An 8,646-nucleotide genomic window follows, 5' to 3' on the forward strand; every position below is an offset into this window, starting at 1 on the left:
GTGATCCACACCGTCACGGCGAGCCCGCCAGAACTCCCGACGCACCCACCGCGGAACAGCGACACCACCCACACCGACACCCACCCTCAACTCGAGGATGTTGCGTCCGCTCCTTGAATCCGCCGGCCCCGGAACCCGCCTGGTGTGCATCTCGCCGCGGGAGGCGAGCGCCGGGACCCGCCGTCAGGAACCCGCGACCGGGGTCCGCGGCGGCACCGGGGGGACGGGCAGCGTCACGGTGCGCAGGGCGCCCGGGGCGCCGGCCGGGACGACCGGGTTGACCGGTGCCACCGGCTCGAGCCGCTCGTAGGGCGCGCCTAGCCGCGGCCGCGGGTCGCTCTCGCCCTTGTTCGGCCAGAACGCCATCGCGCGCTCGGCCTGGGCCGTGATCGTCAGCGAGGGGTTGACGCCGAGGTTGGCCGACAGGGCCGAGCCGTCCACGACGTGCAGCCCCTCGTACCCGTAGAGCCGCTGGTAGGCGTCGATCACGCCGGACTCCGGCGACGACCCGATCGCGCACCCGCCGATGAAGTGCGCCGTCATCGGCATGTTCACGGCCTCGCCCCAGGTGCCGCCGGCGTCGCCGTCGATGAGCTCGGCCATCCGGCGGGTGGTGGCGTTCGCGGCCGGGATCCAGGTGGGGTTCGGGGTGCCGTGGCCCTGGCGCGAGACCAGCCGTCCGAACTTCCGCTTCACCGTGATCGAGTTGTCCAGCGACTGCATGACGAGCGCGATGACCGTGCGTTCCGACCAGCGGCGCTTGTCGAACGAGCGCAGCAGCGTCCGGGGGTGCCGCAGGCCCTGCCCGAGCATCTTGACCAGGCGCGGGACCCGGCCGTCGCCGTCGGTCATGAGCGTCGTGAGCAGGCCCATCGCGTTCGAGCCGTAGCCGTAGCGGCAGGGCTCGATGTGGGTGTCGGGGTCCGGGTGCCACGACGAGGTGATCGCGACGCCCTGCGTGAAGTCCCGTGGGCCGCCCCGTTGCGGTGCGCGCCGGGACATCGCCCCGACCAGCGCCTCGGAGTTCGTCCGGGTCAGGTGCCCGAGCCGGGCGGAGATGCTCGGCAGCACGCCGGTGTCGCGCAGGCGGTGCAGCAGCGACTGCGTGCCCCAGGTGCCGGCGGAGAAGATGACCTGGTCGGCCGTCCAGACCGTCCGGCGGCGTCGGCCCCCGCGGGTCGGCCGGGTCACGACCTCCCACCCGGACGCGAGCGGCCGCACCGAGAGCACGGTCGTCTCCGGGTACACGAGCGCCCCGGCCCGCTCGGCGAGGCCGAGGTAGTTCTGGTCGAGGGTGTTCTTCGCGCCGTGGCGGCAGCCCGTCATGCACTCGCCGCACTCGATGCAGCCGGTGCGGTCGGGACCGGCGCCGCCGAAGAACGGGTCGGGCACGGTGACGCCCGGACCCTCGCCGAAGTACACGCCGACCTGCGTCGGGGTGACGGTGTCCTCCCGGCCCCACTCGCGGGCGACCTGGCGCATCACCTCGTCGGACGGCGTCACGGTCGGCTGCGTGACGACGCCGAGCATCCGCTGCGCCTGCGCGTAGAACGGGTCGAGCTCGTCGCGCCAGTCGGTGATCGAGTCCCACTGCGGGTCGCGGTAGAACGCCTCGGACGACGGCTGGTAGAGCGTGTTCGCGTAGTTCAGCGACCCGCCGCCCACCCCGGCCCCGGCGAGGACCACGACGTCGCGCAGGACGTGGATCCGCTGGATGCCGTAGCAGCCGAGCGCGGGCGCCCAGAGGAAGTTGCGCACGTCCCAGGAGGTCGAGGGCAGCGTCTCCGGGCTGAAACGCCGTCCCGCCTCGAGCACCCCGACCCGGTAGCCCTTCTCGGTCAGGCGCAGCGCGGAGACGCTGCCGCCGAACCCGGAGCCGATGACCAGGACGTCGTGGTGGTGGTCGCGCACCGTCGCACGTTAACTCGCGAGTAGGTGTGACGGAAGGTCACCCGTACGAGGTGTTCCCCCTAGTGCGCCATGCTCCGGTCGAGACCGAGCCAGCGCGCCGTCTCGTCGTCGACGAGCTCGCGCAGGATCACGGCGTTGCCGGGGACGACCGGCGCGCCGTCCTTGAACTGGCGGCCCTTGGCGCCCATGTACGGCGCGCTCGGCTTCCAGTCGGGGTGGGCCATGATCGTCTCGGCCGTCACCCGGTGCTCCTCGGGGATGACGCCGAGGATGCCGTCGGCGTACCACTCGGCCTCGTTGTCGGCGCCGGTCCGCGAGTACGGGTTCGAGTCGAAGACGACGACGGCGGCGATCCGGCCGCGGCCGGTCCACTCGTGGACCCAGCCCACGGTGCCGGGTCCGACCCGCTTCTCGCGCGAGTGCGACACGGCGAGCTTCCACGACGTGCGGGTCCCGGCACGGTCCCCGTCGGAGTCGAAGCGCTCGGCGGGCGAGGACATCCACGCGGCCTCGTCGTCGGGGTTCTCCGACGGCGTCCACGCGAGCATCACGTCTGGAAGCACCTCGAAGCGGGCGGAACGGCTGGCCACGGACGGCCTCCCGGGTGGTCGACTCCCGGGAGGCGTCCGCCACCCGGGTCAGGGGATAAGCATGACCTTCCCGACCGCGCCGTTCTCCACCGCCTCCTGAGCTGCGACGACGTCGTCGAGCGGGAAGCTCGTCTCCTCGAGCGGTGTGAGGGCGCCGGCGGCCACGGCACCCCGCACCCAGGCCACGTCGGCGGCCAGATCGGCGGCGGTGATGTTGTAGAGGAGCACGAACTGGATCGCCGTGTTCGAGACCATGAGCCGGCGCACCGGGACGGTCGGGTCGGACGGCTCGTTGGCGTAGACCGCGATGGTCGTGTTGTCGCTGACGGCGAGGTCGAGCTCGAGGTTCGCGCCCAGGGCGACCTCGACGATCCGGTCGACGCGCGCGGCGAAGTCCCGGATCTTCTCGGCCGCCCCGTCCTCCCGGTAGTTCACGACGAGGTCCGCCCCGGCCGCGCGGGCACGCTCGCCCTTCGACTCGGAGCTGACGGTGGAGACCACGCGGGCGCCCGCGTACTTGGCCAGCCCGATCGCGAAGTGCCCGACCGCCCCGGCCCCGCCGGCCACGAGCACGGTCCTCCCGGCGAGGGCCGACGGGTCGCCCCCGAGGCAGTGGGCGGCGGTCACGGCCGGGACGCCGAGGCAGGCCCCGAGCTCGTCGGAGGCCTCGTCGGGCAGCGGTACGGCCCGCTCGGCCGGCACCACGCTGAACTCGGCGGCGGTCCCGTAGCGGTTCCTGAACGCCGCCAGGTGGAGCCAGACCCGCTGCCCGACCTCGCGGCCCTCGACGCCCTCGCCCACCGCGTCGATCACGCCGGCGCCGTCCTGGTGCGGCACCTGGAACCCGTCCGGCTCACCGCCCGTGAGGCCGGCGCGGGTCTTCCAGTCGGTGGGGTTGATGGCGGACCGGGTGATGCGGACGCGGACCTGACCCGGACCCGGCTCGGGGGTGTCGAGGTCCTCGACGGCGAGGACGTCGGCGGCGGACCCGGTCTTGCGGTAGACGGCTGCCTTCATGAGAGTGCGGTTTCCCCGCCCGGCGACGCGTCAGACGCGGACCTGCGCTCCTGCAGGACCTGGTCCAGCACGACGGTCGCGCGGAACCCGCACAGCACGAGGATGTGCAGCAGGAACAGCCAGAGCGCCAGGGCCGACACCGCACCCACGATGGGGAGCCCGCCGAAGGGCGCCGACCACTCGATCGGGATGGCCAGGAACACCACGAACCCCTGCAGGAACCCCGCCAGCACCGAGCCCGTCGCGAAGGCGCCGATGAGGATCGCCCTCGTGCCGAGGTGCCCCGGCGCGACGAACCGGAAGAGCGCGACGAGGGCGAGCGACACGGTCAGGAACACCACGTGGAAGGCGATGACGACGCCGAGCACGAGCGACCACCCGCCCGCCGCGTAGAGCGGCCCGACCACGGGCGCGACCGCGAGGACGACGATCACCAGGAACGGCGCGACGGCCGCGACCCCGAGCAGCCCGGCCCGGCCCCGCCAGCCGGTCAGCCGGTCGGGGACGTCCGCGAACTGCCGGAACGCCCGCCGCAGGCCCTCGCCGTAGAGGCTCGCCGGGAACAGCACGATGAGCGCCCGCCACCACGGCATGTCCAGCGCGGTGGCGGTCAGCGTGCGCAGCGCCTCCGGGGTCCCGTGCCCCTGCGGCAGGCCGCCGATCGCCGCCTCCATCGCGCCCGTGAGCACGTCGCCTCCGACGAGCAGGCCGATCGCCCACAGCGAGACCAGGGCGAGCGGCACGAGCCCGATCACGCCGAAGTAGGTGGCGCCCGCGGCCCACAGGGCGACGTCGCTGACCGGGAAGGTCCGGCCGACCTCCCGCGCGAGGCCGGTGACGCGTTCCCGTCGCGTGGTCACCGTGGCCACCGGTGGCACGCTGGCCGGGTGGGAGCGGATCCGGACGCCGGCTGGTCGGCGCGCCACGGGGGCCTGTCGCCGTCGCCCGTGGTGCGTGGCTGGCTGCGGTTGGTCCGGGCGTGCGTGCGCCCGGTCCGGCGGGTCCCGCCGGACGTGCTCTCGCTCGCCGGGGTGCTGGCGCTCGCGGGTGCCCTGCTCGTGTCGACGGCGGGTGCGCCGTGGGTCGCGCTCGCCGCGGTGCTGGTGGTGCTGGGCGGGGTGCTCGACGGCCTGGACGGCGCGGTGGCGCTCGCCGCCGGTCGTGCCCGCCCGCTGGGCGCCGTCGTCGACGCCGTCTGCGACCGGCTGGGCGACCTGCTGCTGGTCGCGGTGCTCGTCGTGCTCGGCGCCCCCGCGGCGGGCGCGGTGGCGGTGGCGGCGGTGACGTTGCTGCACGAGTACGCGCGGGCCCGCGCCCAGGCGGTGGGTATGCCGGGGGCCGGCGCGGTGACGGTGGCCGAGCGGCCGACGCGCATCATCGTGGTCGCGCTCCCGACGCTGGGGGCCGCGGTCCTGCCGACGGGGGTGCCGGGGCCGGGCTGGAGCTGGGGGACGACGTTCCTGACGACGTGGGCCGTGCTGGCCCTCGTCGGTCTGGTGCAGCTCGCGGTCGGGACGTGGCGCTCGATCCCGGCGCGGTTCCCGCCGGACGCGGCCGACCGGCCGGACCGATGAGCCCCGCGACGATCTCGGCCGACATCAGCACGAGCGGGATGCCGCCGCCTGGGTGGGCCGAACCGCCGACCAGGTAGAGGCCGGGCAGCGGACCGGCGTTGGCGGGGCGTCGCAGGGCCGCCCGCGGACCGTGCGAGGCGGTGCCGTAGATCGCCCCGCCGGGTGAGCCGGTCCGGCGCTCCAGGTCGGCGGGGGTGAGCACCTCGACGAACCGCAGCCGGGGCCGCACGTCCACCCCGTGGGCGGCGAGGACGTCGAGCACCCGCTCCGCGTACGCCTCGCGCAGGCCCGGCGCGTCCCAGTCCATGCCCCGCTGCGGGTCGTGCACCGGGGCGTTGACCAGCACGAACCAGCCCTCGCTGTCGTCGTCGGGGCGCAGCGCGGGGTCGTCGGGGGCGTGCACGTAGACGGTGGGGTCCTCGATCGGGTGGGGCCGTCGGCCGAACACCGCGTCGAACTCGGCGGCGTAGTCGGCAGGGAAGAACACCCGGTGCGCCGCGGCCCCGGACCGGCCGGAGAGCCCGAGCAGGAGCACGAACCCGGCGGTCGACGGCGCGATCCGTCGGAGCCGTCGCCGGGCCCGCGGCGCCGCCGTGCGGGGCAGCAGGCGTTCGTGCAGGACCGCGGCGTCGGCGTTGCACACCACTGCGTCGGCGCGCTCCTCCCGGCCGTCCACCCGCACCCCGACCACGCGTCCGGACTCGACGAGCACCTCCTGCACCGGCGACGACAGGTGCACGGGCACACCCAGTGCCCGGCACCGCTCGTGCACCGTCTCCACGATGCGTCGCAGGCCCCCGGGCACGTACCAGGCGCCGAACTCCTGCTCGACGAACGAGGTCACCGACAGCACGGCCGGCGTGCGCCGCGGGTCGGAGCCGGAGTAGGTGGCGTAGCGCTCCAACCAGGTGCGCATCCGCGGGTCGGGCAGCACCCGGCGGGCGAGCCCGCGCACGGTGCGCCACGGTGCGACGGCCCGTAGTCCGCCGGGACGCAGGCTCATCCGCAGCAGCGCGGGCAGCGTCAGCGGCCGCCGGAGCACCTCCTCGCCGACGAGGTCCCACAGGTGCCGCGACCGGGCGTGCAGCCGGGACCAGGCGGCCCCGGCGCCCGCGCCCAGGGTGGCGTCGAAGGCGGCGGGGACCGCCGCCGGGTCGTGCGGCAGCGTCAGGCGGGTGCCGTCGGCGAAGGTGTAGTCGCAGGCCGGGTCGACGGCCTCGACGGGCAGCCCGGCCGGGCCACCCGTCGTCGTGAACAGGTCGTCGAGCAGGCCGGGCAGGGTGAGCAGCGACGGCCCGGTGTCGAAGGTGAAGCCGTCGCGTTCGACGACGCCGAGCTTGCCGCCGACGGCGTCGGACCGTTCGTGCACCGTCACCTCGTGCCCCGCCGCGGCGAGCCGGGCCGCCGTCGCGAGGCCGCCGAGCCCCGCGCCGATCACGACCACGCGGCTCATACCCGCCGACCCTTCCACGCGAGGGTGCCGCGCACCCGACCGATCCAGGACGAGACCAGGAGCCCGAGGGTGGTCAGCACCGAGACCGGGTGGGCCACGGCGTCCCACCGGGTCGTGGCGGTGAAGCGGGCGGCGAGCACCCGGCCCGCGACCCCGGCCGCGTAGCCGAGCGCACCGATCCGCGACCCGCGCAGCGCCGCGGCGGGCGGCAGCACGTAGACGACGAGCAGCGCGGCCGCGACCGCGACGGCCCCGACCGGCGAGCCGAACGCCGCCCAGAGCGACTTGCGGTAGCCCGCGTGCAGGTCACGGCCGGTGTCGTACATCCGGCAGGTCGCGAGCGTGGACCCGTCGCCGACCCCCGTCCGGCCCCCGGAGCGGCGGATCGCCCGGGCGAGCGCGATGTCGTCGAGCACCGCTCCGCCCACGGCCGACCACCCCCCGGCGCGGGCCAGCGCGGCCGCCTCCACGACGAGGAACTGCCCGTTCGCCACGGCCATCGAGGGCCGCGCGCTCCGCTCGGCGGCCCGCAGCGGGAGCGTCGTGAGCCACGACCAGGCCAGCAGCGGCTGCACGAGCCGCGCGAGCGGACCGGTCACGGCCTGGCGGGGCCACGGCGAGAGCAGGGCGAGGGGGTCGGGGGCGCGCAGCATCGCGACCGCCGCGGTGACGGCGTCGGGGGCGAGGACGACGTCGGCGTCCACGAAGACGAGCACCTCGCCGCCGGCCGCGGCCGCGAGCTGGGCGCAGGAGTGCGGCTTGCCGAGCCGCCCGGGCGGGGGCGGGGTGCCGGTGAGGAGGCGCAGCCGGGGGTCGCCGGCCGCCGTCGTGGCGACGACCGCCGCGGTGCCGTCGGTGGACCCGTCGTCGAGCACGAGGACCTCGAGGTCGCCCACCCCGCGCTGCGCGAGCAGCGAGGCGACGGTCGGGCCGATCCGGGGGGCCTCGTCGCGGGCGGGGACGAGGACCGAGACGGGCACCTCGGTCGGCGGTGGTACCGGGGGCGGGCGGCGCAGGCGACGGTGGTTGACCAGCTGGTGGAGGGTCCCGACGACGGCGAGGACGGAGCCGGAGGTCACGAGCAGGCGCACGGGTGAGAACGGACCTGCGGCGGGCACCCCGGCACCGTAGGCACGCCCGATCGACGCCGCAGAGCGGTCCACGATCCGACGTGGATCGCGATGGGGGAGGTTCGGGAGATGGTGACGACCGCGCGCCCGGCGGCGGCGACGACGGCGCTGCCGGCCTGGGTGCTCGTCGGGATCGCCGTGCTGGTGCAGATCGTCTACCCGCTGGTGCCGACGGCCTGGCTCACGGGCGTGACGGTCACCAGCGTGGTGGTGTTCTTCCTGGCGTCGCTGGTCGACGTGGTGCGCGTTCACGGGGTGCGTGGGGGTCTGCTCCTCGTGGGGATCGCCGGCGGCGGCGGGCTCGTCGCCGAGGCCATCGGGCTCGCGACCGGCTTCCCGTTCGGCAGCTACGCCTACACCGGAACCCTCGGCCCGGAGCTGCTCGGCGTGCCGGTGGTCGTCCCGCTGGCGTGGGCGATGATGGCCTGGCCGGCGCTCGTCGTCGGGCGGGTCCTGGCCGGGCGCGGACCCGGGGTCGTCGTGCTCGGGGCGCTCGCCCTGGCCGCCTGGGACCTGTTCCTCGACCCGCAGATGGTCGGGGCCGGGCACTGGACCTGGTCCTCGCCCGTGCCCGCGCTGCCCTTCGTCCCCGGTGTCCCGCTGACGAACTACGCGGGCTGGGTGCTCGTGGCGGTGCTGGTGGTCGGCGGGCTGCACCGCGCGCTCGGACCCGGCCGTGGCACGGGGCCCGCGACCGCGCTGTACCTGTGGGTCTACGCCTCGTCGGTGCTCGCCCACCTGGCGTTCTTCGGGCTCCCCGGGTCGGCGCTCGTGGGCGGGATCGGCATGGGCGCCGTCGCGATCCCGTTCGCGGTGACCACCTGGCGCCGCGAACGGGCGCTGCGCTAGCTGTACTGACCGGACACGTTGGTTGAACCGGTGTGACGACACGGTCTGAATGATCTTGAGGGGAGGACCTCTCGGGAGTGCTGTGGAGCTGTCTGACGGCACCCATCACCACCGGGAGGTCC

7 protein-coding genes and 1 pseudogene are annotated in these 8,646 nt (G+C 75.2%); 2 read left to right on the top strand and 6 right to left on the bottom strand.

Annotated features, from left to right (window positions below; all coding sequences use genetic code 11):
• Positions 1 to 183: 183 nt before the first annotated feature.
• Genes QSK00_RS30200 through QSK00_RS30215 form a run of 4 tightly spaced genes read right to left on the bottom strand, consistent with a single transcriptional unit; the run spans position 184 to position 4,387 of the window.
• Entirely contained in the window at positions 184 to 1,911 is a 1,728-nt protein-coding gene (locus QSK00_RS30200; RefSeq protein ID WP_285597230.1) for a GMC family oxidoreductase, read from the bottom strand.
• 59 nt (positions 1,912 to 1,970) lie between these two features.
• A complete protein-coding gene (locus QSK00_RS30205) occupies positions 1,971 to 2,501 on the bottom strand; it encodes a hypothetical protein (RefSeq protein WP_285597233.1) in 531 nt (176 codons plus the stop codon).
• A 48-nt stretch (positions 2,502 to 2,549) separates the two neighbouring features.
• On the bottom strand, positions 2,550 to 3,518 hold the full coding sequence (locus QSK00_RS30210; protein WP_285597235.1) for an NADPH:quinone reductase: 969 nt from the start codon (positions 3,516 to 3,518) through the stop codon (positions 2,550 to 2,552).
• Positions 3,515 to 4,387 (bottom strand): YihY/virulence factor BrkB family protein, encoded by an 873-nt coding sequence (locus QSK00_RS30215; protein ID WP_285597237.1) that lies wholly within the window; start codon positions 4,385 to 4,387, stop codon positions 3,515 to 3,517. Before QSK00_RS30215 ends, QSK00_RS30210 begins: the two co-directional genes overlap by 4 nt.
• A gap of 189 nt (positions 4,388 to 4,576) precedes the next feature.
• Between QSK00_RS30215 and QSK00_RS30480 the strand changes: the two are divergent.
• Positions 4,577 to 4,888: pseudogene (locus tag QSK00_RS30480) on the top strand (CDP-alcohol phosphatidyltransferase family protein); the annotation flags it as partial.
• A 4-nt stretch (positions 4,889 to 4,892) separates the two neighbouring features.
• Here QSK00_RS30480 and QSK00_RS30225 read toward each other — a convergent pair.
• Complete coding sequence (locus QSK00_RS30225) at positions 4,893 to 6,545, bottom strand: phytoene desaturase family protein (RefSeq protein ID WP_285597239.1); 1,653 nt, start codon at positions 6,543 to 6,545, stop codon at positions 4,893 to 4,895.
• Entirely contained in the window at positions 6,542 to 7,663 is a 1,122-nt protein-coding gene (locus QSK00_RS30230; RefSeq protein ID WP_285597244.1) for a glycosyltransferase family 2 protein, read from the bottom strand. Before QSK00_RS30230 ends, QSK00_RS30225 begins: the two co-directional genes overlap by 4 nt.
• 81 nt (positions 7,664 to 7,744) lie before the next feature.
• Here QSK00_RS30230 and QSK00_RS30235 point away from each other — a divergent pair, with 81 nt between their 5' ends.
• Entirely contained in the window at positions 7,745 to 8,524 is a 780-nt protein-coding gene (locus QSK00_RS30235) for a carotenoid biosynthesis protein (RefSeq protein WP_285597246.1), read from the top strand.
• The last annotated feature ends 122 nt before the right edge of the window (positions 8,525 to 8,646 follow it).

It is taken from the genome of Actinomycetospora sp. NBRC 106378 (assembly GCF_030269685.1).
Lineage (GTDB): Bacteria > Actinomycetota > Actinomycetes > Mycobacteriales > Pseudonocardiaceae > Actinomycetospora.

Bases quoted from the DNA above. Each gene is read 5' to 3' on its own strand.
- QSK00_RS30235 (WP_285597246.1), top strand. From the start codon at position 7,745: ATGGTGACGACCGCGCGCCCGGCGGCGGCGACGACGGCGCTGCCGGCC.
- QSK00_RS30225 (WP_285597239.1), bottom strand. From the start codon at position 6,545: ATGAGCCGCGTGGTCGTGATCGGCGCGGGGCTCGGCGGCCTCGCGACG.
- QSK00_RS30210 (WP_285597235.1), bottom strand. From the start codon at position 3,518: ATGAAGGCAGCCGTCTACCGCAAGACCGGGTCCGCCGCCGACGTCCTC.